This is a genomic window from Mycobacterium sp. BMJ-28 (genome assembly GCF_054404835.1).
The window spans coordinates 399,111-425,462 of sequence record NZ_CM136783.1; the positions used below are offsets into that span (position 1 = coordinate 399,111).

At 69.4% G+C, this 26,352-nt stretch carries 21 protein-coding genes and 1 tRNA gene; 12 read left to right on the forward strand and 10 right to left on the reverse strand.

Annotation, left to right across the window (positions count from 1 at the left end; translation table 11 throughout):
- Positions 1-61 precede the first annotated feature (61 nt).
- Both ACXPWS_RS01990 and topA read left to right on the forward strand, forming a co-directional pair.
- Complete coding sequence (locus ACXPWS_RS01990; protein WP_458710832.1) at positions 62-640, forward strand: hypothetical protein; 579 nt, start codon at positions 62-64, stop codon at positions 638-640.
- Between the two features lie 124 nt (positions 641-764).
- On the forward strand, positions 765-3,593 hold the full coding sequence (gene topA, locus ACXPWS_RS01995; protein ID WP_458710833.1) for a type I DNA topoisomerase: 2,829 nt from the start codon (positions 765-767) through the stop codon (positions 3,591-3,593).
- Between the two features lie 15 nt (positions 3,594-3,608).
- Here the strand turns inward: topA and ACXPWS_RS02000 are convergent, their stop codons facing one another.
- On the reverse strand, positions 3,609-5,261 hold the full coding sequence (locus tag ACXPWS_RS02000; protein WP_458713376.1) for an adenylate/guanylate cyclase domain-containing protein: 1,653 nt from the start codon (positions 5,259-5,261) through the stop codon (positions 3,609-3,611).
- 33 nt (positions 5,262-5,294) lie between these two features.
- Here ACXPWS_RS02000 and ACXPWS_RS02005 point away from each other — a divergent pair, with 33 nt between their 5' ends.
- Both ACXPWS_RS02005 and ACXPWS_RS02010 read left to right on the forward strand, forming a co-directional pair.
- A complete protein-coding gene (locus tag ACXPWS_RS02005; RefSeq protein WP_458710834.1) occupies positions 5,295-6,506 on the forward strand; it encodes a DNA polymerase III subunit delta' in 1,212 nt (403 codons plus the stop codon).
- 112 nt (positions 6,507-6,618) lie between these two features.
- Positions 6,619-6,694, forward strand: a tRNA-Thr gene (locus ACXPWS_RS02010).
- Between the two features lie 4 nt (positions 6,695-6,698).
- On the opposite strand, the gene ACXPWS_RS02015 is transcribed toward ACXPWS_RS02010, so the two are convergent.
- Positions 6,699-7,562 carry a lysophospholipid acyltransferase family protein gene (locus ACXPWS_RS02015; RefSeq protein ID WP_458710835.1) on the reverse strand — a complete coding sequence of 288 codons (864 nt, stop codon included), beginning with the start codon at positions 7,560-7,562 and terminating at the stop codon, positions 6,699-6,701.
- 47 nt (positions 7,563-7,609) lie between these two features.
- On the opposite strand from ACXPWS_RS02015, the gene ACXPWS_RS02020 reads away from it, so the two are divergent.
- The gene (locus ACXPWS_RS02020; RefSeq protein ID WP_458710836.1) at positions 7,610-8,185 is read left to right on the forward strand and encodes a TetR family transcriptional regulator; all 576 of its coding nucleotides are present in this window, start codon (positions 7,610-7,612) and stop codon (positions 8,183-8,185) included.
- Here the strand turns inward: ACXPWS_RS02020 and ACXPWS_RS02025 are convergent.
- Together ACXPWS_RS02025 and ACXPWS_RS02030 are read right to left on the reverse strand one after the other, a co-directional pair.
- Positions 8,182-8,547 (reverse strand): hypothetical protein, encoded by a 366-nt coding sequence (locus ACXPWS_RS02025; RefSeq protein WP_458710837.1) that lies wholly within the window; start codon positions 8,545-8,547, stop codon positions 8,182-8,184. The genes ACXPWS_RS02020 and ACXPWS_RS02025 overlap by 4 nt on opposite strands.
- 53 nt (positions 8,548-8,600) lie before the next feature.
- The gene (locus ACXPWS_RS02030; RefSeq protein WP_458710838.1) at positions 8,601-10,346 is read right to left on the reverse strand and encodes a hypothetical protein; all 1,746 of its coding nucleotides are present in this window, start codon (positions 10,344-10,346) and stop codon (positions 8,601-8,603) included.
- Between the two features lie 47 nt (positions 10,347-10,393).
- Between ACXPWS_RS02030 and ACXPWS_RS02035 the strand changes: the two genes are divergently transcribed.
- The 3 genes from ACXPWS_RS02035 to ACXPWS_RS02045 are packed head-to-tail and all read left to right on the forward strand — an operon-like array spanning position 10,394 to position 13,773.
- Positions 10,394-11,326 (forward strand): NAD-dependent epimerase/dehydratase family protein, encoded by a 933-nt coding sequence (locus ACXPWS_RS02035; RefSeq protein ID WP_458710839.1) that lies wholly within the window; start codon positions 10,394-10,396, stop codon positions 11,324-11,326.
- Between the two features lie 49 nt (positions 11,327-11,375).
- The gene (locus tag ACXPWS_RS02040) at positions 11,376-13,187 is read left to right on the forward strand and encodes an N-acyl-D-amino-acid deacylase family protein (protein ID WP_458710840.1); all 1,812 of its coding nucleotides are present in this window, start codon (positions 11,376-11,378) and stop codon (positions 13,185-13,187) included.
- Position 13,188: 1 nt separating this feature from the next.
- Positions 13,189-13,773 (forward strand): TetR family transcriptional regulator, encoded by a 585-nt coding sequence (locus tag ACXPWS_RS02045; RefSeq protein ID WP_458710841.1) that lies wholly within the window; start codon positions 13,189-13,191, stop codon positions 13,771-13,773.
- On the opposite strand, the gene ACXPWS_RS02050 is transcribed toward ACXPWS_RS02045, so the two are convergent.
- From ACXPWS_RS02050 to ACXPWS_RS02070, 5 genes are read right to left on the reverse strand one after another with little or no spacing between them, the layout of a single operon-like run.
- Entirely contained in the window at positions 13,767-14,111 is a 345-nt protein-coding gene (locus ACXPWS_RS02050) for a DUF2304 family protein (protein WP_458710842.1), read from the reverse strand. The two genes, ACXPWS_RS02045 and ACXPWS_RS02050, sit on opposite strands and share 7 nt — an antisense overlap.
- Positions 14,108-14,806: a glycosyltransferase family 2 protein gene (locus tag ACXPWS_RS02055; protein ID WP_458710843.1), complete on the reverse strand. Its 699-nt coding sequence runs from the start codon at positions 14,804-14,806 to the stop codon at positions 14,108-14,110. Before ACXPWS_RS02055 ends, ACXPWS_RS02050 begins: the two co-directional genes overlap by 4 nt.
- Before the next feature lie 12 nt (positions 14,807-14,818).
- The gene (locus ACXPWS_RS02060) at positions 14,819-16,045 is read right to left on the reverse strand and encodes a polysaccharide biosynthesis protein (protein ID WP_458710844.1); all 1,227 of its coding nucleotides are present in this window, start codon (positions 16,043-16,045) and stop codon (positions 14,819-14,821) included.
- Positions 16,046-16,052: 7 nt separating this feature from the next.
- A complete protein-coding gene (locus ACXPWS_RS02065; protein ID WP_458710845.1) occupies positions 16,053-17,405 on the reverse strand; it encodes a M1 family metallopeptidase in 1,353 nt (450 codons plus the stop codon).
- Positions 17,402-21,283: a Pls/PosA family non-ribosomal peptide synthetase gene (locus tag ACXPWS_RS02070; protein WP_458710846.1), complete on the reverse strand. Its 3,882-nt coding sequence runs from the start codon at positions 21,281-21,283 to the stop codon at positions 17,402-17,404. The genes ACXPWS_RS02065 and ACXPWS_RS02070 overlap by 4 nt, the downstream gene beginning before the upstream one ends.
- 133 nt (positions 21,284-21,416) lie before the next feature.
- Here ACXPWS_RS02070 and ACXPWS_RS02075 point away from each other — a divergent pair, with 133 nt between their 5' ends.
- From ACXPWS_RS02075 to ACXPWS_RS02090, 4 genes are all read left to right on the forward strand, one after another.
- Complete coding sequence (locus ACXPWS_RS02075; protein ID WP_458710847.1) at positions 21,417-21,800, forward strand: hypothetical protein; 384 nt, start codon at positions 21,417-21,419, stop codon at positions 21,798-21,800.
- Positions 21,801-21,922: 122 nt separating this feature from the next.
- A complete protein-coding gene (locus tag ACXPWS_RS02080; RefSeq protein ID WP_458713377.1) occupies positions 21,923-23,479 on the forward strand; it encodes an aldehyde dehydrogenase (NADP(+)) in 1,557 nt (518 codons plus the stop codon).
- Positions 23,480-23,511: 32 nt separating this feature from the next.
- Positions 23,512-24,417 carry a 5-dehydro-4-deoxyglucarate dehydratase gene (locus ACXPWS_RS02085; RefSeq protein WP_458710848.1) on the forward strand — a complete coding sequence of 302 codons (906 nt, stop codon included), beginning with the start codon at positions 23,512-23,514 and terminating at the stop codon, positions 24,415-24,417.
- Entirely contained in the window at positions 24,417-25,682 is a 1,266-nt protein-coding gene (locus ACXPWS_RS02090) for a glucarate dehydratase family protein (protein ID WP_458710849.1), read from the forward strand. Before ACXPWS_RS02085 ends, ACXPWS_RS02090 begins: the two co-directional genes overlap by 1 nt.
- Here the strand turns inward: ACXPWS_RS02090 and ACXPWS_RS02095 are convergent.
- Positions 25,666-26,316 (reverse strand): TetR/AcrR family transcriptional regulator, encoded by a 651-nt coding sequence (locus ACXPWS_RS02095; protein WP_458710850.1) that lies wholly within the window; start codon positions 26,314-26,316, stop codon positions 25,666-25,668. The two genes, ACXPWS_RS02090 and ACXPWS_RS02095, sit on opposite strands and share 17 nt — an antisense overlap.
- Between the last annotated feature and the right edge of the window lie 36 nt (positions 26,317-26,352).

Below are 26,352 nucleotides of genomic sequence, written 5' to 3' on the forward strand. Positions count from 1 at the left end.
ACGAAACACCCCCGGCCACGCCGGGGGCGTTTTCGTTTACGGCGCCGTTAGTGTCGAGCGTGTGAGCCAGCTGTCGTTCTTCTCGGCTGAGTCGATACCACCGCAGGTGGCCGACCTCACGGGGATTCTGGCGGCGAGCGGTCAGGTGGTGATCTCCGGCGATGAGGCGCGCCTGTCGGTGGTCGTCGACCGGCTCTGGCGTGCCGAGGGCCTAGCCGAGATGATCACCGATGCCGGCCTGGAGGCCGAGATCGCCCGCACCGACGAGAACAATCCGCTGGTGCGTACCGGCATGGACAAGCGGCTGGGCGCCATCGCCAGAAAGTGGACCAGGGGTGCGGTCAAGACGGTGCCGCCACAGTGGCTGCCCGGCCCGCGCGAGCTGCGGGCCTGGACGCTGGCCGACGGGTCGCCCGAGGCCGACCGGTATCTGCTGGGGCTGGACCCGCACGCGCCCGACACCCACGCGACGCTGGCGGCGGCGCTCATGCGAGTGGGAATTGCACCCACCCTGATCGGCACCAGAGGATCGCGTCCGGCGCTGCGAATAAGTGGCCGTCGACGGCTGTTACGCCTGGTGGAGACGGTCGGGGAACCCCCGGGGGACATCGATGCGTTTGCGCTGTGGCCCCGAATATAAGGAGAGACCGCGGGCGAGCCGGTTTGCGTTGGTAGGCGCGGGGTGCGAAATTGTCAGTTGCTGACGCGCTGGATAGCGCGTGGCAGGTAGTGATGAGAACTGCAGAAGTGGAGTGTAGGAGCTGGTGGCTGACGACGACCGGAGCCGGGGAGGCGCCGGTAGCGTTCGGCGGCTCGTCATAGTCGAGTCGCCGACCAAGGCGCGCAAAATTGCCGGCTACCTCGGCTCCAACTACGTCGTCGAGTCGTCCCGCGGGCATATCCGTGACCTCCCGCGCAACGCCGCCGACGTGCCGGCGAAGTACAAATCCGAGCCGTGGGCCCGCCTCGGCGTCAACGTCGATGACAACTTCGAGCCGCTCTACATCGTCAGTCCCGACAAGAAGGCCACCGTCGCCGAACTGAAGGACCTGCTCAAGGGCGTCGACGAGCTCTACCTCGCGACAGACGGTGACCGCGAGGGTGAGGCCATCGCCTGGCACCTGCTGGAGACGCTGAAGCCGCGCGTCCCGGTCAAGCGGATGGTGTTCCACGAGATCACCGAACCGGCGATCCGGGCCGCCGCCGAGAATCCGCGTGACCTGGACATCGACCTGGTCGACGCGCAGGAGACCCGTCGCATCCTGGACCGCCTCTACGGCTACGAAGTTTCACCCGTGCTGTGGAAGAAGGTCGCGCCGAAACTGTCGGCCGGCCGTGTGCAGTCGGTGGCGACGCGGATCATCGTGCAGCGCGAGCGTGAGCGGATGGCGTTCCGCAGCGCCGGGTACTGGGACGTCACCGCCGAGCTCGATGCGTCCGTGTCGGACCCCGCTGCCTCGCCGCCCAGGTTCACCGCCAAGCTCAACACCGTCGATGGCCGCCGGGTGGCGGCCGGCCGCGACTTCGATTCCCTCGGCGCGGTCCGTAAGCCGGACGAGGTGCTGGTGCTCGACGAGGCGGCCGCCAACGCGCTGGCCGCCGGGCTGCGCAACGCCCAGCTCGCCGTCTCGTCGGTGGAGCAGAAGCCGTACACCCGCAAGCCCTACGCGCCGTTCATGACGTCGACGCTGCAGCAGGAGGCCGGCCGCAAGCTGCGGTTCTCCTCGGAGCGGACCATGAGCATCGCCCAACGGCTGTACGAGAACGGCTACATCACCTACATGCGGACCGACTCGACGACGCTGTCGGAGTCGGCCATCAATGCCGCGCGCAACCAGGCCCGCCAGCTCTACGGCGAGGAGTACGTGCATCCCTCGCCGCGCCAGTACACCCGCAAGGTGAAGAACGCGCAGGAGGCGCACGAGGCCATCCGGCCCGCCGGGGACGTGTTCCAGACTCCCGGCCAGCTGCACAGCGCGCTGGACACCGATGAATTCCGGCTCTACGAGCTGATCTGGCAGCGCACCGTCGCATCGCAGATGGCCGACGCCAGGGGCACCACGCTTTCCCTGCGCATCTCGGGGCAGTCCAGTGACGGCCAGCAGGTGGTGTTCAGCGCCAGCGGCCGCACCATCACCTTCGCCGGATTCCTCAAGGCCTACGTCGAGAGCCTCGACGAGCAGGCCGGCGGGGAGGCCGACGACGCCGAGAGCCGGCTGCCGAACCTGACCCAGGGCCAGCGCGTCGATGCCGCCGCCCTGACCGCCGACGGGCACAACACCTCACCCCCGGCCCGCTACACCGAGGCCTCGCTGATCAAGGCGCTCGAAGAACTGGGCATCGGCCGGCCGTCCACGTATTCGTCGATCATCAAGACCATCCAGGACCGCGGTTACGTGCACAAGAAGGGCAGCGCCCTGGTGCCGTCCTGGGTCGCCTTCGCCGTCATCGGGTTGCTGGAGCAGCACTTCGGCCGGCTGGTGGACTACGACTTCACCGCCGCGATGGAAGACGAGCTGGACCAGATCGCTTCCGGCACCGAGCGAAGGACCAACTGGCTCACCAACTTCTACTTCGGCGGCGAACACGGTGCCGACGGCTCGATCGCCCGTGCGGGTGGCCTGAAGAAGCTCGTCGGCGGCAACCTCGAAGACATCGACGCACGAGTTGTCAACTCCATCAAGCTGTTCGACGACGACGAAGGCCGGGCCATCAACGTCCGCGTCGGTCGCAACGGGCCGTATCTGGAGCGCATGGTCGCCGACGACGAGAACCCCGGTGAGCTCAAGCCGCAGCGCGCCAACCTCAAGGATGAGCTGACCCCCGACGAGCTGACCCTCGAGCTCGCCGAAAAGCTCTTCGCCACACCGCAAGAGGGCCGCTCGCTGGGTGTCGATCCCGAGAGTGGCCATGAAATCGTGGCCAAGGACGGGCGTTTCGGCCCGTACGTCACCGAGGTGCTGCCCGAGCCGCCCGAGGACCCAGAAGACGGTGTGGCAGCCAAGAAGGGCAAGAAGCCGACCGGCCCCAAGCCGCGTACCGGCTCGCTGCTGCGCTCGATGGACCTCGAGACGGTCACCCTGGAAGACGCGCTCAAGCTGCTGTCGTTGCCGCGGGTGGTCGGCGTCGACCCCGCCAACGGCGAGGAGATCACCGCGCAGAACGGCCGCTACGGCCCATATCTCAAGCGCGGCACCGATTCCCGGTCGCTGGCCACCGAGGACCAGATGTTCACCGTCACCCTGGAGGAGGCGCTGAAGATCTACGCCGAGCCCAAGCGGCGCGGCCGCCAGGGTGCGGCCACCCCGCCGCTGCGCGAACTGGGGGTGGATCCGGTGTCGGAGAAGCCGATGGTGATCAAGGACGGCCGGTTCGGTCCGTACGTCACCGACGGTGAGACCAACGCCAGCCTGCGCAAGGGCGACGACGTGCTGTCGATCACCGATGCGCGGGCCTCGGAACTGCTGGCCGATCGCCGGGCCCGCGGCCCGGTGAAGAAGGCCGCCAAGAAAGCACCGGCCAAGAAGGCCGCCGCCAAGAAGGCACCGGCCAAGAAGGCCGCCGCGAAAAAGGTCGCCAAGAAAGCCACTTAGCCGATCCGGGCAGGGTCACGCCCGGGAATCGGGTGCGTTCTCCTGCACGAGTTGACGCGGCGGTATGGCCAGCTGAATGGGCCGCGCCAGCTGGGTCGGTGCCACCCGGCCGCGCAGTTCGACGATCTCGCCGACATCCCAGCACAGCGCCTCGGCATCGAGGGCGCCGCTGACCGCGATCGCGGATGCCAGCACGTGGCCGGTCTCCAGCTTGGCCAGCTCGGTGAGCCGGGCGGCCTCGTTGACGGGGTCGCCGATCACGGTGTATTCGAAGCGGGCCTGCGCGCCGATATGCCCGGCGATCGCGCGCCCGGCCGACACCCCGATGCCGAATTCGGTCTGGCCGAGCACCGTCACCAGCTCGTCGTGCAGTTCACGGGAGGCGGCCAGGGCCGCGCCGGGGGCATCGGGGTGCTCAAGCGGGGCGCCGAAGATGGCCAGCGCCGCGTCACCCTGGAACTTGTTGACGAATCCGCCGTGCTTGTTGACGGTGTCGACGATGACGCGGAAGAACTCGTTGAGCAGGTTCACCACTTCGGACGCGGGGACCGTCGAAGCCAGCTGGGTCGAGCCCACCAGGTCGACGAACAGCACCGCGACATCGCGCTCCTGACCGCCGAGCTCGGTGCCGCGCTCCAGCGCCCGGCGGGCCACGTCCTCGCCGACATAACGGCCGAACAGGTCGCGCAGCCGCTGCCGCTCGGCCAGGTCGCGGACCATGTCGTTGAACCCGGCCTGCAGCAGGCCCAGCTCGCTGGCGTCGTAGATCTGCATGTGCGCGTTGTAGTTTCCGCGCTGCACCTCGCCCAGCGCCCAGCGCAGCTGGCGCAGCGGATCGGCGATGGACATGGCGACCAGCACCGTGCCCGCCAGCCCGATCACCAGGGCGGCGATCGCCAGCAGTAGCAGGGGGGTGTTCAACCGCTCGGCCGGCGCGGTCAGGATGGCGAACTTGCTGGCCACCAGCGCCAGCACGATGGCCAGCAGCGGCACCCCGGTGGACAGCACCCAGGTGAGCACCTGGCGCAGGATGACCCCGGGGGCGCGGAAGTTCTCCGGCACCCCACCGCGCAGGGCGGCGACGGCGACCGGCCGCAGCACCCGTTCGGACTGCAGGTAGCCGATGATGGCCGTGGCCGTGGCACCCAGCGCGGTGGCCACCGCGACGACGGGAGCCGACTTGCTGGCCACCGGCCAGCTGGCGATGATGAACACGACCGAGCCCAGCAGCCAGTTCGAGACGCTGATCAGCGTCCGGTAGAACGGCATCTTCAAGGCCCGGACGCGGGCCAGCCCGGTGATGGTGGGATCGCCGTCGGCGAGCAGGGTGTCGCGGCGCTGCCAGCGGATGACCGGCAGCAACAGCCGCAGGCTCAGGTACGCGCCGACGGTGAACGCGATGAACAGGTAGCCCAGGAACACCGCCAGGTTGAACGCGGGCAGGTCCTGCAGCTGGATGCGGTCCTCGGCGGGCAGACCGAACCGCAGGAAGCCGAGCACGAACAGTGCGCCGATGATGTCGGACTGCACCATGCCCAGGGTGAACACCGGCCACGGCGTGCGCGCGACCCAGCGGACGAATGCGCTGATTCGCCCGATCGGGTTGGCTGCCGTGCTCACCCGTTTACCGTATCGGTCAGGTGCGACCTCACGCGCCGCTGTTCTTATGTCGTGTCGGCCCGCACCACTAGTGTCTGACCGGTGGGAAGCGGTGTATTCGAGCGGCTGGTGGGCCAACACGCCGTGGCGGCCGAGTTGGTGGCGGCCGCGCGCGCGGCCCGTGGTGATTCGTCTCACAGCGGGCTCACAGCGGGCGGGATGACGCATGCGTGGCTCATCACCGGCCCGCCGGGATCGGGCCGGTCCATCGCCGCGGTGTGCTTCGCGGCCGCCCTGCAGTGCCAGTCCGAGGGCGAACCGGGGTGCGGGCAGTGCCGGGCCTGCACCACGACCATGGCGGGCACGCACGCCGATGTGCGCCGCATCATCCCCGAGGGGCTGTCCATCGGTGTCTCGGAGATGCGCGACATCGTGCAGATCGCGTCGCGGCGCCCGGGTACCGGCCGCTGGCAGATCGTGGTGGTCGAAGACGCCGACCGGCTCACCGAGGGCGCGGCCAACGCGTTGCTCAAAGTGGTGGAGGAGCCGCCGCCTTCGACGGTGTTCCTGCTGTGCGCGCCGTCGGTGGACCCCGAGGACATCGCGGTGACGTTGCGCTCGCGGTGCAGGCACATCGCGTTGGTGACGCCCCGGTCCGAGGCCATCGCGCAGGTGCTGGTCGACAACGACGGACTGGCCGAGGACGTGGCCACATGGGCGGCCTCGATCAGCGGCGGCCACGTCGGCCGGGCCCGTCGGCTGGCCACCGATCCGGATGCCCGGCAGCGCCGGGAACGCGCGCTGGGATTGGCCCGCGATGCGGCGACCCCGGCGCGGGCGTACGGGGCCGCGGAGGAGCTGGTGGCGACGGCCGAGGCCGAGGCCAAGGCGCTGACGGCCGGCCGCAACGAGACCGAGACCGACGAACTGCGCACCGCGCTCGGGGCGGGCGGCACCGGTAAGGGTGCCGCCGGCGCGATCCGCGGGGCGGCCGGGGCGATGAAAGACCTTGAGAAACGGCAGAAGTCACGGCAGACCCGGGCCTCCCGGGATGCGCTGGACCGAGCCCTGATGGATCTGGCCACCTATTTCCGCGACGCGCTGGTGGTGTCCGCCGGCGCAGGCGCCGTGGTGGCCAATCACCCCGATATGCGGGAGAAGGTCGCGGCTCTGGCTAACCATGCCGCCCCCGACAACCTGCTGCGCTGTATCGAAGCGGTGCTGGAATGCCGCGAGGCGCTTGAGATGAACGTGAAACCCAAGTTCGCCGTCGACGCCATGGTCGCGACGGTGGGGCAGGCCCTGAAGAGCTGAGTTGTCCGGGGCGCGGGGGGCTGCCTTTGGGCGGCGGGCGGGAATTACCGTAGACTCACCTGCGCCTGCCAGACCGCTCGCTCTTCGCGCGAGCGCTCATCGGCCAGGCACCGCCGCCCTAGCTCAGTCGGTAGAGCATCTCACTCGTAATGAGAAGGTCAGGGGTTCGATTCCCCTGGGCGGCTCCATCGATCAGCCGGGCTGCACGGCCCGGCGCCAGGCCAGCGGATTGAGTTCCCGGTAGGGATCTTCGGCGCGAATCGCGAGCAATTCCTGCATCGAGCGCTCCAGTGACTTCTTCGTCTCGTCGCGGATGGTGGCCACCCACTCCTGGTGGTCGGTGCCTGCCGGCTGGGCAGTGTCGATCGGCGGGCCGAAGCGCAGGTACATCCGCTGCGGGCGGGGCAGCAGGGTCGGGCCGATACCGCGCAGCAGCGGCATGGCCATATCGGGTTTGCCGCCGAGCCGGGCGGCCAGGCCCTGGCTGAACCGGCCCCACGGGCCGTCCCGCCGGGTCGGGCTGATGTAGACGTCGTCACCACCGATCAGTGCGGCGGGCACGATCGGGTACGCGTGCTCCACCGACAGCCGGGCGAAGCCGGCCCGGTCCGCCCAGCGCAGCGTGTTCTGCTCACCCTTGAACTTGGCGATCTCGCGTCCGCCGCCGGGGAACACCAGGATGGGCTGGTGGTGCCGCATCAACTCGCGGGCCGATTCGGGTGCGCCGACCGTCGCGCCGAACGCGGCCAGCAGGTCGGCCGCCGGGAACGGCATCTTGCCGAAACCCCGGTCGGTCAACGGCCGGACCAGCATCCCGATTTCGCGGCGCACCACGTAGGGGATCAGGAACCCCTCGGTACCGGCCTGGGAGTGGTTGCCCACCAACAGGAATCGGCCGTCGCGGGGCAGATTGTGCAGTCCGTCGACGTACGGCCGGTACAGGTCGACCAGCGGTGCCGCCGCGTCGGCCACGGATTCCGCGGCGCGCCGGATGGCCCGGATGTGCCCGGGCGCCTCGATCAGGGTGTCGACGTCGGTCATGATGTTCGCGGCCATCAGCCCATCGTACCGAACGAACTGGTTCGTCTTGTTAGGATTCGGCTGTGAGAACCAAGGCAGAGTTGCGTGGCGAAATCCTGACCGCTGCCCGCGCGGAGTTCGCCAAATGCGGGCTGGCCGGTGCGCGCATCGATCGCATCGCCAAGGCGGCCGCGGCCAGTAAGGAACGCCTCTACGCGCACTTCAGCGACAAGGAGACGCTGTTCCGGGAGGTCGTGGCCACTGACTTCGCCGAGTTCATGCAGGCCGTGACGCTGCGGCCCACGGCCGTGGCCGAATTCGCCGGCGACGTCTACGACCTCACCTGCAGCAGGCCCGAGCACTTCCGGATGATCGCCTGGGCGCAGCTGGAAGGGTTCGCCCTGGTGCCGCCCGAGAGCGAGGTCGAGCTGGAATCCGCTCAGGCCCAGGGTTTCGGCGCCATCGCGGCCGCGCAGGCCAACGGCCTGGTGGACCCCGCCTGGCAACCGGCCGACCTGATGGCGCTGCTGTTCTCCATCGGGCTGACCTGGGTCAACCTACCCGACCCCGCGGCCCGCACCGACGATCCGGACGTGATCGCGCACCGGCGCGCGGTGGCCGTCGACGCCGCGACCAGACTGGTGGCGCGCTGCCCCTAACCGGCCCGGCGCTCGGCGGAGGTGCGCTCGGCGAGCCGGCGCCACAACCCCTCCAGGTCGATGTCATTGGCCTGCCTGGGCCTGCGCCGGTGATGCGCGTCGTCGTAGCTGTCGGGGCAGCGGAATCGGTGCAGGGACAAACATGTTGTCGGCCAACGGGTTTCCAGGACGTTGTCCAGGTCGACCACCTGCCGGGACCGGCGCGCGATGGCGAACCTGTTTCCGGGTGCGCTGTCGTCCGTCGGCTGCATCTGGGCGTCGAAGAGATGCCAGCCACCGTGCACGGTTTGCAACCACACCGTCTCGGTATCGCAGTGCGGGCACGGCGCGACGACCGAGGGACGGGAATCGGGCCAACTCATGTCGTGCAGCCTAGGGAACCGCACCGACAGATCCCGGCGCACACGCCGGGGCGCTACTTCGGCGCCACGAATCCGACCGGACCCCGCGCGATGCACACCGACAATGCCGCGGTGTTGGCGCGCACCCGGATGGCCGCCCCGGCGCCGGGCAGCCGAACGAAGACGCGGTTCAGGCCGGGCCGCACGGGCACCTTCGCGGGCACGCCCTCGGGCAGCGTCATCGTCAGCGAACCGTCGTTGTTGGCCAGATAGTTGATCTCGGCGGTCCAGTCGGCGGGCAACAGCGGGCCATCCAGTGGCATGGTGATCTCCTGGTCGGGCTGGACCAGGTAGCCGCAGTTCGGTGCCGGACCGGCGACGATGGTGCGCACCCAGGTCACCTTCGCCTCCAGCAGCCGGCCCGCGCTGTCGAACATGCGCAATTCTGTTGTGGCCGAAGCGAACTCGGGACGCGGGTGGATCAGCGCGAACATGTGGCTGGCCAGGTTCTCTGGCCAGGCCACCCGCTGCAGGATCAGCGGATCGACCTCCTGGTCGAGTAACGGCGTGTTCACCGAGGCCAGTCCGGCGCGGGCATTGGCCAGGTAGGCCGGCACCGGGCTGTCCCGCCACACCCGCAGGAACGTCACCGTCGAATAGAGGCTGCTGCCCACGAACGCGACGGCGACCGCACCGATCACCACCGAGCGGGGCACCGAGGCGTCCAGCCGGGGGGACGGACGGTTGGGCGCGCGGAACGCCACCGCGGCCAGCAGCGCGAGCACCACCACCAGGTCGGGCAGATACCGCAACGTCTGCGCCAGCTCGAGTGCGGTGAAGCGGGAGGACCGCATCAGGTAGATCGGCACCTGGCAGGCCACCGCGTAGCCGGCGGCGGTGCCCCACACCCAGCCGATCCGCCGCTTGCGGGCCAGTGACACGGCCAACGCGGCCAGCAGCATCAGCCAGCCCGCCCACATGACGACGGGCCCGGGGGTGGCCCACGGCGAGGCCGGAGCCCAGCGCTGCCACTCCCACGGGCCGCCCGCCAAGCCCGGCACGATCGCGTGGGTCACCGAGCGCCGCAACAGATCCCATGTCATCACCGGATCCAGCGTCCAGCGCTTCTGGTCGACGACCAGAAGGTAGACCCCGATCCAGATCGCGGTGACCGCCAGTAGCGACGCCCACAGCGCCCGTCCCCGCCGCCACACCGCGGCGACCGAATCACCGCACACGTGCGCCAGCAGGGCGGTCACCGCGAACGCGACGAACGGGATGACGGCCGACTTCTCGAAGAACAGCAGCGCGCCGAAGTACACCAGCACCGCCGACCCGAGGCGGCGCCGATCGCCGGTGCGTACGAACAGGATCGCCTCCCCGCACACCCAGGCCAGCGCGGCCTGCAGCGGCAACGAGTTCAGCCCGGCCGCCCACCACGCGAAGGCCGGCACCGTCAGCGGGGTGAACAGCGCAAAAACCAACGGCACCAACAGCACCGGCCGCCGGCCCAGGATGATGCGCAGCGTGCGCAACAGCGCCAGCGAGGCCACCAGTTGCAGTGCCAGCAGACTCAACGCCGGCCAGGCCCAGTGCAACGGCGCCAGCCGGGTGATGGCGCCGGCCACCAGGAACGCCCCTGGCATCACATGGCCGTCGTGGTCGTCGAACAGGTAACCCGGCGACAGCAGCCCCTGAGTGCCGGCCCGGCCGATCAGGATCAGGTCGTCCCAGTAGAAGTAGCCGCCGAAGGCCACCACGCCGCGGATCGCCAGCTGCGCCACGATCAGCGCCAGCGCGACATGGTGGACCCTCTTCATCGCTGCCGACTGTACGGCCGCTCATCTTGCGTCGTTAGAGTGAGTCCGTGCGCACACTGGTCACCGGAGCTGCTGGATTCATCGGGTCAACGCTCGTCGATCGACTGCTTGCCGACGGCCACACGGTGGCCGGTGTCGACGATCTGAGTACGGGCCGGCGGTCCAACCTGGCCTCGGCGGACGCCAATCCGAACTTCACCTTCGTCGAGGCCGATATCGTCGACGCCGACCTCGCCACGATCATTGCGCAGGCCAAACCCGAGGTGATCTTCCACCTGGCCGCCCAGATCTCGGTGCGCCACTCGGTGGACAAACCCGAATTCGACGCCACGGTGAACGTGGTCGGCACCATCCGGCTGGCCGAGGCGGCCCGCACGCACGGTGTCCGCAAGATCGTGCACACCTCCTCGGGCGGATCCATCTACGGAACCCCGCCGGTGTTTCCCACCGGGGAGGACGTGCCCACCGACCCGGCCTCGCCGTACGCGGCCAGCAAGGTGGCCGGCGAGGTCTACCTCAACACCTTCCGCAATCTGTACGGACTGGACTGCTCGCACATCGCGCCGGGCAACGTCTACGGCCCGCGCCAGGATCCGCACGGCGAGGCCGGCGTGGTGGCGATCTTCGCCAAGGCGTTGCTGGCGGGTCAGCCCACCAAGATCTTCGGCGACGGCACCGACAGCCGCGACTACGTTTTCGTCGACGACGTGGTGGACGCCTTCGTCAAGGCCTCCGGAGAGGCCGGCAGCGGCCAGCGGTTCAACATCGGCACCGGCGTCAGCACCACGGTGCGTGAGCTGCACAGCGCGATCGCCAAGGCGGCGGGTGCGGCCGACGACCCGGAATTGCGCCCCGCCCGGCTCGGTGATCTGCGCAAATCCCAGCTCGACATCAGCCGCGGCGCCCAGGTGCTGGGCTGGCGGCCGCAGGTCGACATCGAAGCGGGCATCGAGCGGACGGTCGAGTCCTTCCGCGCCTGATTTGCGGAAAAAGATTGTGAGCGGTCGCTATCTAACTTAGGGTGACGTCATGCCCTACGACGTGATCATCCGTGACGGCCTGTGGTTCGACGGAACGGGCCGCGTCCCGTTGACCCGAACGCTCGGCATCCGGGACGGCATCGTCGCCAGCGTGGTGGCCGAGGCCTCGGGCGATCTCTTGGACGAGACCGGCTGCCCCGAGGTCATCGACGCGGCCGGCAAGTGGGTGATTCCCGGCTTCATCGACGTGCACACGCACTACGACGCCGAGGTGCTGCTCGACCCGGGACTGCGCGAATCGGTGCGGCACGGTGTCACCACCGTCCTGCTGGGCATGTGCTCGTTGTCGACGGTGTACGCCGACACCGAGGATGCCGCCGATCTGTTCAGCCGGGTGGAGGCGGTGCCCCGCCAGTACGTGCTCGGGGCGCTGCAGGGACACAAGACCTGGTCGAATCCGGCCGAGTATGTGGAGGCCATCGACGCGCTGGCGCTGGGCCCGAATATCGCCTCGCTGCTCGGCCATTCCGATCTGCGTGCCTCGGTGCTTGGGCTGGACCGCGCCACCACGCGCGATGTCATCCCGACCGACGCCGAGTTGGACACCATGGCCGAGAGGTTGGAGGCGGCCCTGGCCGCCGGCATGCTCGGGATGTCCGGGATGGACGCCGCCATCGACAAACTCGACGGGGACCGGTTCCGTTCCCGCGCACTGCCGTCCACCTTCGCCACCTGGCGGGAACGCCGCCGGCTGATCAAGGTGTTGCGCAAGCACGGGCGCATCCTGCAGAGCGCGCCGAACGTCGCGAAAATGCAAGAGGCGCTGAACTTCTTCCTGGAGAGCAGCGGCTGGTTCGGCCGACGCCGCGGGGTGAAGATGAGCCTGCTGGTCTCGGCCGATGCCAAATCTTCGCCTGGGGCCGTGCACATCCTCGGCCCGGGTGTCCGGCTGCTGAATCGGCTGCTGGGCTCCAAGGTGCGTTTCCAGCATCTGCCGGTGCCGTTCGAATTGTATTCCGACGGAATCGATCTCCCGGTGTTCGAGGAGTTCGGCGCAGGCACCGCGGCCCTGCACCTGCGCGATCAACTGGAGCGCAACGAGCTGCTCGCCGACCCGGAGTACCGGCGCCGGTTCCACCGCTCGTTCGACCGCCGCAAACTCGGACCCGCCCTGTGGCACCGCGACTTCCACGACGCCAAGATCGTCGAGTGCCCGGATGCCGCCCTGATCGGCAAGAGCTTCGGCCAGATCGCCGACGAACGCGGAATCCATCCGCTGGACGCCTTTTTGGACGTGCTCGTGGAAAATGGGGAACGCAACGTCCGGTGGACCACCATCGTGGCCAACCACCGGCCCAAGCAGCTCGACAAGCTGGCCAAGGAGCCCTCGGTGCACATGGGTTTCTCGGATGCCGGTGCGCACCTGCGCAACATGGCGTTCTACAACTATGCGCTGCGGCTGCTCAAGCGGGTGCGCGACGCCGATACGGCGGGCCGGCCGTTCCTGACCCCCGAGCACGCCGTGCATCGGCTCACCGCGGAGGTGGCCGACTGGTTCGGGCTGGACGCGGGTACCTTGCGCCGCGGGGATCGTGCCGACTTCGTGGTGATCGACCCTGCCGCCCTTGATGATTCGGTGAACGAATACCACGAGGAGACGGTCCCGTTCTACGGCGGCCTGAGCCGGATGGTCAACCGCAACGACGCCACCGTGATCGCCACCGGTGTCAACGGCCAGGTGGTGTTCCGCAGCGGCGAGTTCCGCGAGGGCTACGGCACCACGGCGCGTTCGGGTCGCTACCTGCGTGCCGGCGCATCGGATTCCCAGTCACTGCGCTCACCCCGGTCCGCCGCCGTCTGACATGGCCAGAACCCAGCAACAGCGGCGCGCCGAGACCGTCGCCCGGCTGCTCGACGCCAGCATCCAGACGATCATCGAGATCGGTTACGCGCGGGCTTCGGCGGCGGTCATCTGTAAGCGGGCCGGAATGTCGGTAGGGGCGTTGTTCCGGCACTATCCCACCATCGGCGATTTCATGGCCGCCACCGCCTATGAGGTGCTGCGGCGCCAGCTGGAACTGTTCGGCAAGCGGGTCGCCGAGATCCCGGCGAGCGAGGCCCCACTTCCCGCCGTGCTGACCGCATTGCGCGACATCACCGGTAACGACACCAACGCGGTGCTCTACGAACTGATGATCGCCGCCCGCACCGACGAAAAGCTGCGCACCACACTGGCGGACGTGCTCACCGAGTACAGCGCGAAGATCTTGGAGGCGGCCAGCGCGCTGCCTGCCGCCGAGCGGATCCCGGACGGCACCCGCGCCGTGGTGACCGCGCTGCTGACCAACACCTTCGACGGTGCGGCCATGCTGCGCCCGGTGCTGCCCGACGCCGAATTCGACGCCCGCAAGATCGCCCTGCTGACCGAATTGCTCGGCGGCTACTGATCTTTTTCGGGTGTGCGCGCGCCGTCCAGCGCCACTGCCCGGGCCAGCCGCGCATAGCGCAGCTCCAGATCCTTGAATCGCATGTAGGTGCTCATGGTGGTGAACAGGAACGCGATGATCAAGGCGTACTCCAGCAGGTCCGCGCCGCGTTTCACGCCGAGCCAGTTGGCCACCACCGTGGTGTCGTCGGGCCGGACGATTGCGTAGATCGCCGCGATGACGAACAGCAGATAGCCCAGCTTCACCCAGGCCTTGGACTGCGCGCTGCGCCGCGACCGCAGCAGGTACACCAGCAGGGCGATGATCGCGACGATCAGCAGCACCTGGATCCAGTTCATCGGGGCATCCTCCCGCGCAGCAGGCCGTCGAACAGGATGTTGACCCCGTTGACCAACGGCTGGCCCTTGGACTTCGAGTAGTCGGTGTAGAGGATCTCGACCGGCTCTTCGGCCACCCGCCAACGGTTTTCGACGGCCAGCGCGATGAACTCGCCGGCATGGGCCATCCCGTTCATGGTGATGTTGAGCTCGTCGGCGACCACCTTGCCGAACACCCGCAATCCGTTGTGCGCGTCGGTCAGGCCCAGGCTGCGGCTGTGCGGGCTCAGGATCGCCGCGGCGCGCAGCACGACCCGCTTGAGTGGCGGGGTATGGCTGACCGTACCGCCGAACCGGGTGCCGATCACCAAATCGACGTCCTGGGCGCTGAGCCGGTCGATCATCTTGATGACGTCCTTGACCCGGTGTTGCCCGTCGGCGTCGAAGGTGACGAACACCGCGGCCCCGGGCCGCGACCGGGCGTACTCCACCCCGGTCTGGATGGCCGCGCCCTGGCCGAGATTCACCGGATGGCGCACCACATGCGCGCCGGCGGCCAGCGCGGCGTCACCGGTGTGGTCGCGGCTGCCGTCGTCCACACACACCACGTGCGGGAAAACGGTGCGCAGTTCGGCGACGACGTCGGCAATGACGCTCGCTTCGTTGAAGGCGGGGACGATGATCCAAACGTCCTGGTACGAGGTGTCGATGGGCACCAGACTACAAGCTCAATCCTTGGACGCCCGCGCCAGCGCGGCCAGGTGCACCACGATTCCCGCGACCGGCCCGCACAACAGCGCGATGATCGTGCGGGTCTCCAGCGCGACGGGCAGGAGCAGCAGCAGGGTGGCTGCGACGGTGGCACTCACCCAGCCCACCGCGTAGGCCCGGTGCAGGGCGGCGGCCACGGTGGCGGCACCGGTCAGCGTCAACAAGGCGATGGCCACCGCGCCGGCGGTCAGCCAGGCCAGCAGCCCGCCGCCGGCCAGATAATCCGGACCGAATGCGGCGCGCAGCAGCCACGGCCCGGCCAATCCCGCCGCGACCACACCGAGCAACCCGATCGCCATCACGAGCAGAGCCGGGGGAATCAGGGCACGCAACCGCTCATGCGGCTTGTCCACGAAATAGGCGATCAGGTTGCCCTGCAGCGAGGTGAGCGGCACCAGCAGCGGGGCCCTGGTCAGCGTGACGGCCAGGATGACCACACCGCCGGTGGCGCCCAGGTGCGGGGTGGTGGCTTTCAGCAGGACCGGAAAACCCATGATCAGGATGGCACTGGCACCGGCGGCGGCGATGGAATGGGAGGCGCCGGCCAGGAAGGTGCGCACACTTCCCGGCGTCGCGAGCACCGCGGCGGCCCGGCTGGCCGGGGAGGCCAGCAGCAACAGCAGCCAGGCCACCGATCCGGCGACGGTGGCCCACAGATATCCGGCCAGTCCCCACCCGGCCAGGAAGCTGGCCACCGCGACCAGCACTCGGATACCCGCATCGGTGACCATCAGCGCGCCGTACTGGGTCCAGCGGTCCACGCCGGCGAGCATGCCGAGCAGGGTGGCATGCAGGCAGAACCCGGCCAGCCCGACGCTCAGCAGCGCCACACTGAGCAGGCGGAACTGGACGAATACCTGCGCCGACCACAGTGGCGCGGTCAGCGCGATGGTCACGGCGGCCGCGACGGCCACCCCGGCGGCGACCCGCATCGGATGGGTGCGCGGGCCGGTGATCGTGGTCGTCCTGGCCGCCCGCACCTCCCGGGTGGCCTCTTGCAACAGGCCGAACGCCGCACCGGTCACCAGACCGAACGCACCCCAGAACACCCCGAACAACGAGAAGCCGGCCGGTTCGAGATTGCGCGCCGCCAGGTAGAGCACGGCGTAGCCGCACAGCGCGGACGCCACCGTGGCCACCCCCACCCGGGCGACACTGCTGCGCGTGACCGGCCCCCCGGTCATGAGGCCGTCACAGGTCCGGCACGGCCGTCGAGTACAGCCAGTCATCCCAGAGCGGGCGCAGGGACACGGTGGCGTGGTTGGCGGCCAGCCCGGTGAAATCGTCGGTCACCGCGGTGCTGTGCCGGTAGCGCGCCGTCCAATCCTGCAGCAGCGCAAAGAAATCCGCATCACCGATCGTGGTACGCAGAGCGTGCAGCGCACACGCGCCGCGTTTGTATACCCGGTCGTCGAACATATCGGCCGGGCCGGGATCGGTCAGCAGCAGATTCTGCGGGGAGTTCTGCAGGCGCTTGTGGTAGGAGCGGGCGCGCTCATCGGCGCTGGGCCCGCCGGATTCCTCGGACCACAGCCATTCGGCGTAACAGGCGAATCCCTCGTGCAGCCAGATGTCGCGCCAGCGCCGCACCGTGACCGAATTGCCGAACCACTGGTGGGCCATCTCGTGGGCTATCAGCCGTTCGGCGCTGCGCTTACCGTCGCAGTGATTGGCCCCGAATATCGAAAGCCCTTGGGCCTCAAGCGGTATCTCGAGATCATCGTCGGTGACCACGACGGAGTACCCGCTGGAGATCGGGTACGGGCCGAACAGTCTGGTGAACAACCTCATCATCTGCGGCTGCCTGCCGAAATCGTGATCGAAGTTGCGCCGCAGCCGGTCCGGCAGCACCGCATGCATCGGTACCGGTCCCTTCTGCAACCGGACCCGGTCATACATCCCGATCTGCAGGGTGACCAGATAGGTCGAGGTGGGCTCGGTGAGCTCGTAGGTCCAGGTGGCCAGGCTGGCCCGGACCTGGCGGGACACCAACTCGCCGTTGGCGATCGCGTAGTACGGGCTGTCGGTGGCGATCTTGATACGGAAGCTGGCCTTGGCGGCGGGGTGGTCATCGCACGGAAACCAGGACGCCGCACCGTTGGGCTGGCCGGCGACCAACGCGCCGTTGGTGAGCTCTTCGAAACCGACCTCGCCCCACAGGCTGCGGATGGGGCGCGGGTTGCCGCCGTAGCGGATGACGATGGTCATCGCGGCGCCGGCGGGCAGCTTGGCGGGCAGGGTGATGTGCAATTTGCCGTTCGAACATCGGAACTGGTGGGGGCGGCGCCCGTTCACCGAGACCTTGGCGACGGCCATGGCGTCGGACAGATCCATGGTGAACGTGCGCAACTCCGCCAGCGTCACCGCGGTGACGGTGGCCGACCCGGCCAGCCGGTTCGCCGAAACCTTGTACTCCAGATCGAGCTCATAGCGCGACACCCGATACCCGAAGTTGCCGTTGCGCGGCAGATACGGGTCGATCACCGGTGGGCTGGTGGCGGCCCCGGCGGCCTTCTTGGCTGCCTTCTTCGCGCGGGTGCTCATGCCTTCTTCTTCTTGGCCGGATCCCATACCGCGATCGGGTTACCCTGCCAGCGGGTGAACGCGGGCACCTCGTCCCCGCGCATCACCAGCGATGCCGGGCCCACCGCGGCGCCCGCACCGATCTTGCTGGCGGGCAGCGCGACACAGTGCGGCCCGAGGGTGGCGCCGTCGTCCAGGATCACCGTGTCCATCCGCATGATCCGGTCGTGGAACAGGTGTGTCTGCACCACGCAGCCGCGGTTGACGGTGCTGCCAGCGCCGAGGCGGACCAGGTCGGCCTCGGGCAGCCAGTAGGTCTCGCACCACACACCGCGGCCGATCTTGGCGCCCAGCCCGCGCAGCCAGATGTTCATCACCGGGGTACCGGTGGCAGCGCGGGCGAACCACGGCGCGGCAACCGTCTCGACGAAAGTGTCCGACACTTCGTTGCGCCAGACGAACGACGACCACAGCGGATGTTCGACGGCCCGGATACGGCCGATGACAAGCCATTTGGCGACGACCGCGATGGCACCCGCGACCGCACCCGCGATCAGCAGCACCACACCGCCGGCCAGCGCCGCGACGGCGTAACCGTACGCACCGGCCAGCCCCTGCAGCGCGGCCAGCACGGCGACGCCGATGGCGAAGGTCACGATGACGGGGATGATGCGGCAGGTCTCGACCACCGAACGCATGACCTTCAGCCCCGCCGAGGGATGGAAGGTGCGCTGTACATCGGCATCGGTGGGGTTGCGGCGCAACCGGATAGGCGGGCTGCCCAGCCAGGATGACCCGGCCTTGGACTTGTGCGGGGCGGCCGACAACACCGCCACCAGGCCGTCGTCGGGGACCCGGCGCCCGGGCTGGGTGATCCCGGAGTTACCCAGGAAAGCCCGCTTACCGATGGTGGCCCTGGCCACGTGGATCCAGCCGCCGCCGAGTTCGTAGGAGGCGACCATGGTGTCGTCGGCCAGGAATGCGCCGTCCTCCACCACGGTGAACTTCGGCGTCAGCAGGGCCGTCGAAATCTCGGTGCCCTTGCCGATCTTGGCCCCCAGCACCCGCAACCACCACGGCGTCAACAGGCTGGCGTAGATCGGGAACAGGTAGTTGCGGGCGGCGTCCATCAGTCGCTCGGTGGCCCACAGCTGCCAGCCCACCCGGCTGCGCACCGGGTGGTAACCCTCGTCCAGACCGATGGACAGCAGCCGGACGCCGATCACCGTCAGCGCGGCGTAGGTGACCATCGCGGCGAGCGCCGCCGCGGGCGTCCAGATCAATGCCGGGACGATCGCCGCGGTGGGTGTGGCGCTGTGGCGCACGGCCCAGGCCAGCACGGCCAGTCCGGCGGTCAGGCCCGCCAACGGCAAGGCGCCCAACAACATCGACGTCACGCTGTAGATCGCCACCCAGATCGGAGCGCGAGGCGGCCGTTCGTCGGGCCAGGGGTGGCGCGCCTTGCCGGATTTCGCGGCCGGCGAGCCTTTCCAGTACTGGTTGTTCTTCACCTTGCCGACCACTCCGGAACCCGGTGCCACATCGGCGTTCTTGCCCACCACGGCGCCGGGGAACAAGGTGGTGCGGGCCCCGATGGTGGCGTCGTTGCCGATGCTGATCGGCCCGACGTGGAACAGGTCACCGTCCACCCAGTGGCCGGTGAGGTCCACTTCGGGCTCGACGGAGGCGCGGTGCCCGACGGTGAGCATGCCGGTGACCGGCGGCGCGGAATGCAGGTCGACGCCCTTGCCCACCGAATTGCCCAGGGCACGTGCGTAATACACCAGCCAGGGTGCGCCGGCCTGGTTCTCGGCGCCACTGGCGTCGGCAAGCCGTTCGGCGAACCACACCCGTAGGTGTTCCGAACCGCCGCGCCGGTAGGTGCCGGGCGCCAGGTTGGACAGCAGGGTACGGGCGCCGAGCACCGCGATGCCCATCCGCCCGGGCGGGGTGATGAACACCGCGAAGGCGGCCACCACGATCCACCAGTTCACCTGCGCCGCCCAGGGCACCAGATGCGTCGCGGCGGCCACATTGTTGAGCACCGCCAGCCAGATGACCCATTGCAGGCCGGTCAGGGTGGCCAGCGGCAGTGACAACGCCACCTGCGTCAGCTGGGTGAGCAGCGGGGTGGGGGCGACATCGCGGACATGCACCTGCGGCGGTGGTGCCAGCTCATCGAGATAGCCGGCCAGCGATCCCAGGCGCGGATGATCGTAGAGGTCGGCGACGGTCACCTGCGGATAACGCGAGCGCACCGCCGTCACCAGCTGGGCGGCCGACAGTGACCCGCCGCCGAGGGCGAAGAAATCCGCCTCGGGTCCGTCCACCGCCGCGCCGAGCACGTCCCGCCACAGACCGGCCAGCCAGCCGGTGGTGCCGGTGCCCAGATCGGGCTCGTCCTGCGCGCCGGCGCCCGGTGGCGGCCACGGCAACGCGTCGCGGTCCACCTTGCCCGAGGTCCGGGTGGGCAGCTCGTCGAGCAACACCAGCCGGGGAACCAGCGCGGCGGGCAGGGCCGCGGCCAGCGCGGTGCGGGCCGCGGTGAGATCGAATGACGGATCGGCACTGGCGATATAGCCCACCAGCAGAGGCGTGCCACTGGCGGTCTTGCGGACCGCCGCCGCACCGCCGCTGACCCCGGGCAGATTGACCAGCGCCGAGTCCACCTCGCCCAGTTCGATCCGGCGGCCACCGACCTTGACCTGATCGTCGGCGCGACCCTGGAAATAGAGGCCGTCTGCCTCCAGTCGCACCAGGTCACCGCTGCGGTAGGCCCGCTCCCAGCCCAGCGACGGCATGGCCGCGTACTTCTCGGCGTCCTTGGCCGGGTCCAGATAGCGCGCCAGCCCCACCCCGCCGATGACGAGCTCGCCCACCTCGCCCAGCCTGACCGGGTTGCCCGCTTTGTCCACCACCACCAGATCCCAGCCCGGCAGTGGAAGCCCGATACTGACCGGGCCCTTACCGTCCAGGGGGGCGGCGCACGCCACCACGGTGGCCTCGGTGGGACCGTAGGTGTTCCACACCTCGCGACCGTCCACCGCCAGCCGCTCGGCGAGTTCGGGCGGGCAGGCCTCGCCGCCGAAGATCAACAATCGCACCGCTTCCAGCGCCTCGGCGGGCCACAGCGCGGCCAGCGTCGGCACCGTCGAGACGACGGTGATGTCGCGGGAGACCAGCCACGGGCCCAGGTCCATTCCGCTGCGCACCAGGGACCGGGGGGCGGGCACCAGGCAGGCGCCGTGCCGCCAGGCCAGCCACATCTCCTCGCAGGAGGCGTCGAAGGCCACCGAGAGGCCGGCCAGCACCCGGTCGCCGGGACCCAGCGGACTGGACTTGAGGAACATCTGCGCCTCGGCGTCGACGAAGGCCGCCGCGTTGCGATGGGTGACTGCCACGCCCTTGGGGGTGCCGGTCGAGCCGGAGGTGAAGATGATCCAGGCGTCATCGCGGTTCAGCGGCGGCGCGGCCCGCCAGCCGCGCGACGATCCGGTGGCCCGGACCAGGCCCTTCTCGGTGATGACCGCGACCACCTGGGCCTCGCCGAACACCAGGGCCGCGCGTTCGTCGGGGTCGTCGGCATCGACCGGGACATATGCGGCGCCGCTGGCCAGGGTCGCCAGGATGGCCGTGTACAGCGCATAGCTGCCCGACGGCATCCGGATACCGATCCGGTCACCGCGCCCGATCCCGCGGGCGGCCAGCCAGGAGACACTCTCCTCGATATCGCCGATCAGTTCGGCGTAGGTGAGCTGGATCTCGCCGTCGTCGATGGCGGGCGCATCCGGGTAGCGGCGGGCGGTGTCGTAGAGGATGTCGATCAGGGTCCGTGGCTCCGGCGCCGAGGACGACAGGATGTATTGAGGGGGAATCGCCGGTACCGCTTCCGCTGTCACCCGTACAAACTACTAAGCCTGGGTGGCGGGCCGGTGACGGCGCACGGGGCGGGACGGGACCGGTAGGCATTCCCATTGGGTCTGGCTGATCGCAACCGTTGGCGTGCGGGCCGGGCGTCCCTATCGTGGCGCCGTGCGGCTATTTCTGGCAGATGATGCGTGGAGCGAGTTGACCTCCGGTGCCGAACCGGCGGTGCGGGTGGTCGCCGCCGACCTGGGCCAGGCCAGGCGTGCCAGGGCCAGGCTGCGCGGTGGGCCGGAACGGGTCGCGGTGATCCTCGACATCGAGGTGGCGGTCGACGGTGATGTGCGGGCGGCGTTCGCGTCGCTGGACGGCAAGACCGTCGGGGTCCGATACGCCGGGACCATCGACGGGCTGGCCGGGCTGATCGCCGATATCGAAACCGCCGAGGTGGCCGACGGCGTGACGCTGGTCGCGGCATCGGCCCAGGACCTGCGCGGGCTGGGCGAGGACGTGCTGCGCCGGCTGACCGAGCGGGGTCGTATCTCCGCCTGAGGCCGCACCTCGCCATTCAATTCATGCATTAGTGAGTGCCAAATCGGTCTTGGACATGAATTGATTGGGGTCCTAGCGTTGGACGCGTGACCACCCGACTGACCGCCCACCCGACCGGCCAGATGATCATCGCCGGCCGGCCCGTCGCAGGAACCGGCGCCGAGATCCGGGGATACAACCCCGCCACCGGCCAGACGCTGGAACCGGCCTTCCGCTATGGCGACGAGACGCATGTAGACGCCGCCTGCGCGGCCGCCGCCGACGCGTTCGGGCCGTATCGGGCCACCACCGCCGAGCGGCGCGCCCAATTCCTTGAGGCCGTCGCCTCGAGCATCGAGGACATCAAGGCCGAGCTGGTGGAGCGCGCGGTCGCCGAGAGCGGTCTGCCCGAGGCCCGCATCGCCGGCGAGGTGGGCCGTACCACCGGCCAGCTCCGGCTGTTCGCCGCGGTGCTGCGCGAAGGCAGCTGGAACGGTGCCCGCATCGACCCCGCGCAGCCCGGCCGCAGCCCGCTGCCGCGAGCCGATATCCGACAGCGCGAGGTGCCGCTCGGCCCGGTCGCGGTGTTCGGCGCGAGCAACTTCCCGCTGGCCTTCTCCGTCGCCGGCGGCGACACCGCCTCGGCGCTGGCGGCCGGCTGCCCCGTGGTGGTCAAGGCCCACGACGCGCACCCGGGTACCTCGGAACTCGTCGGGGCGGCGATCACCCGCGCCGTCGCGCAGACCGGGATGCCCGCGGGCACCTTCTCGCTGCTGTTCGGCCCGGGACCGGCCCTGGGCACCGCGCTGGTCACCGACCCGCGGATCAAGGCCGTCGGATTCACCGGATCCCGTTTTGCCGGAACGGCTTTGGTGGCAGCGGCGGCCGCACGCCCGGAACCCATCCCGGTGTATGCCGAGATGAGTGCCATCAACCCGGTGTTCCTGCTCGAGGGCGCCCTGGCCGCCCGCGGCGCCGAGATCGGTAAGGCCTTCGTCGGTTCGCTCACCATGGGGTCCGGACAGTTCTGCACCAACCCCGGGCTGGTACTCGCGGTGGACGGTCCCGGGCTGGCGGAGTTCCTGTCCGCCGCCGGCGCCGCGCTCGGCGCCACCCCGGCCACCCCGATGCTGACCCCGGGTATCGCCGCGAGTTACGCCAAGGGCGTGGACACACTCGGTGACATCTCCACCGAGGTTGCTCGGGGAAAGCCCGCTGAGAGTGAAACATTCTGCCAGCCAGCTCTTTTCAGTACCGATGCGGCGACGTTCCTGGCCACGGACGCGCTGCAGGCCGAAGTGTTCGGAGCCTCCAGCGTGCTGATCCGGTGTGCCGACATCGACGAGATGGTGGCGGTCGCCACCGGCTTGGAGGGCCAGCTGACTGCGACCGTGCACGCCGAGGAATCCGACTACGGCGTCGCCGCCAAGCTGCTGCCCGTGCTGGAACTCAAGGTCGGGCGCATCCTGTTCAACGGGTGGCCGACCGGTGTCGAGGTCGGGCACGCCATGGTGCACGGCGGACCGTACCCGGCCACCTCCGACTCCCGCACCACCTCGGTGGGGGCCCGCGCCATCGAACGGTTCCTGCGCCCGGTGTGCTACCAGGATGTCCCCGATGCGTTGCTGCCCAGCGCCATTGCCGACGGCAACCCGGACGGCCTGTGGCGCCGGGTCGACGGCCAACTCACCCGTGACTGACTTTCACCACCGATCCCCTTAGGAGTCCTCCCATGCTCGATGGCGTGTTGTTCTTTCCCGTCACCCCCTTCACCGCCTCCGGTGAGCTCAATCTCGAAGCGCTCGCCGCGCACGTCGCCAGGGGAGTCGACGCCGGACCCGGTGGTGTCTTCGTCGCCTGCGGCACAGGTGAATTCCACGCGCTGGAGTCCCACGAGTTCGCCGCCGTGGTACGCACCGCGGTGGCGGCCACCGCCGGCCGGGTTCCGGTGTATGCCGGAGCGGGCGGATCGGTGGCCCAGGCCAAGATCTTCGCCAAGGCCGCCGCCGACGCCGGCGCGGACGGATTGTTGCTGCTGCCACCGTATCTGGTGACGATGTCGCAACAGGGCCTGGTCGACTACACCCGCGAGGTGGCCGGCGCCACCGGCCTGCCGGTGATCGTCTACAACCGCGCGAATGCCCGCTACACCGAGGCCTCCGCGGTCGAGGTCGCGCAGCTTCCCAACGTCGTCGGGTTCAAGGACGGCACCGGTGACATCGACCGGGTGGCACGCATCGTGCGGGCCGTCACCGACGCATTGGCCACGTCGGGCAAGGCATTCCAGTTCTTCAACGGGCTGCCCACCGCCGAGGTGTCCCAGCAGGCCTACCGCGCCATCGGGGTGACGCTGTACTCGTCGGCCACCTTCGCCTTCGCCCCCGAACTGGCGCTGGCCTACTACCGGGCGCTGGAGGAGGGGAACGAGGACGCGCTGGCCGCGCTGCAGCGCGAGTTCTTCCACCCGCTGGTCCGGCTGCGCGACACGGTGCCGGGCTATGCCGTCTCGCTGATCAAGGCCGGCGTGACGATGGAAGGCATCGACGCCGGGCCGGTGCGGGCCCCGCTGGTCATGCCGTCGCCCGAACACCTCACCGAGCTCACCCAGATCGTCAAAGCCGGCCGCGCGGTGCTGTGATGGCCGCTGCGCCCATCCGCATCACCGGCGCCCGCATCACCCCGGTGGCGTTCGTCGATCCGCCGTTGCTCAACACCGTCGGCGTGCACCAGCCGTATGCCTTGCGGGCGATCATCGAGCTGGACACCGACGCGGGTCTGGTCGGCCTCGGCGAGACCTACGCCGATACCAGGCATCTGGCCCGGCTGGATGCCGCGGCGTCGGCGATCACCGGGCTGGATGTGTTCGCGCTCAACGCCATTCGGTCCGCCATCGCCGACCGGCTGCGCGGTGACGACGCCGCCGTGGGGACCGCCGGGATGATCACCACGGCCAGTGCCGTCGATCAGGTGTTCTCGCCGTTCGAGGTGGCCTGCCTGGATGTGCAGGGCCACGCCACCGGCCGGCCGGTCTCGGATCTGCTCGGCGGCGCCGTGCGGGCCGCGGTGCCGTTCAGTGCGTATCTGTTCTACAAGTGGGCGTCCCACCCGGGCCACCAACCCGACTCCTGGGGGGCCGCCCTCGACCCGGACGGTCTGGTCGCCCAGGCTCGGCGGATGATCGACGAATACGGTTTCACCGCAATCAAACTCAAGGGCGGGGTGTTTCCGCCTGAGGAGGAGATGGCGGCCATCGAGGCGCTGCACGCGGCGTTTCCGGATCACCCGCTGCGGCTGGACCCCAACGCGGCCTGGACCCCGCAGACCTCGGTCAAGGTGGCCTCCGGGCTGGCCGGCATCCTGGAGTACCTGGAGGATCCCACGCCGGGTATCGAGGGGATGGCCGAGGTGGCCGCGCAGGCACCGATGCCGCTGGCCACCAACATGTGTGTGGTGGCCTTCGACCAGTTGGCTCCTGCGGTCGCCGCGCGGTCGGTGAAAGTGGTGCTCTCCGATCATCATTACTGGGGTGGATTGCAGCGCTCCCGGCTGCTCGCCGGCAGCTGCGACACCTTCGGGCTGGGGCTGTCCATGCACTCCAACTCGCATCTGGGGATCAGCCTGGCGGCGATGGTGCACCTGGCCGCCGCAACCCCGAACCTCACCTACGCCTGCGACACGCACTGGCCCTGGAAGGTCGAAGAGGTGGTCAAGGCCGGCGTCCTGGAGATCCGCGACGGCTCGGTCGCCGTCCCGGTCACCCCGGGGCTCGGCGTCGAACTGGACCGTGACGCCATGGCCGCACTACACGAACAGTATCTGAGCTGCGGTATCCGCGATCGCGACGACACCGGCTATATGCGCGGTATCGATCCCTCCTTCGAAGCGGTCAGTCCACGCTGGTAGTGGTGCGTACGGCGGCGAAAAGGGCCACCAGCACGTCGACCAGATGCGCGCGTTCCACCTGCACATCGCCCTGCAGCACGGCTCCCACGGTGCTGATCATCCCGCCGACCAGGAACTGGGCGATCAACCGGATATCGGTGGGCAGATTGTCGGGGTCCAGGCCGGGATCACCGCCGCTGGCGGCCGACGAGGCGAGCATGCCCGCGAACCGGCGTGACTCGGCCAGGCTGCGCCGCCCCAGCGCCGGCGAGGCGGTGGCCTCCAGCACCAGGATCCGGCCTTTGCGCGGGTCGCCCAGGATGAGGTCGACCATCTCCTCCAGCACCGCCCGGATCCGGGCGTGGTCATTGGCGGGCGCGCCGGCCAGCGCGGCGACCGACCGTGCGGCGCCCTCCTCGATGACCAGGCTGTACACCGCCAGGTGCAGTGCCTCGATGTCGGCGAAGCTCTCGTAGAAGTACCGGGGCGCCACGCCTGACAGTTCGGTCACACCGCGCACCGTGGTTCCGCTGGTCCCGCGGGTGCCCATCAGCTCCAGCCCGGCGGCCAGCAGCCGGCCGCGGCGCTCGGCGACCCGGTCCGCGGCGTCCTGGCCGCCGTAGCGACGGGTGATGCTGGGCTTGACCTCGGGCACTGAAACATCTTGACACAGACCCCGATCGGCTGGTTT